Annotated in this window: 1 protein-coding gene; it reads left to right on the top strand. The window is 70.8% G+C overall.

What is annotated here, in order from left to right:
• On the top strand, positions 1-243 hold a 243-nt coding region (locus ACQG3P_RS22100; RefSeq protein ID WP_426806247.1), incomplete at both ends, for a type II 3-dehydroquinate dehydratase.

Consider the following 243-nt stretch of genomic DNA (forward strand, 5'->3'; position numbering starts at 1 on the left):
AGATCGACCAGGCCCTGCGGGCTCAGGCGCAGGGCGCCGGGCCCGCGGTGGAAAGCCGGCAGTCCAACGCCGAGCACGTGCTGGTGGACAGGGTGCAGGCCGCCCGTACCGACGGTACCCCCTTCATCCTGATCAATCCGGCGGCGTTCACCCACACCTCGGTCGCCCTGCGCGATGCGCTGGCGGCGGTGGATGTGCCGTGCATCGATATCCACCTGTCCAACCCGCACGCCCGCGAACCGG

Source organism: Stenotrophomonas sp. SrG, assembly GCF_050031795.1.
GTDB lineage: Bacteria > Pseudomonadota > Gammaproteobacteria > Xanthomonadales > Xanthomonadaceae > Stenotrophomonas > Stenotrophomonas rhizophila_A.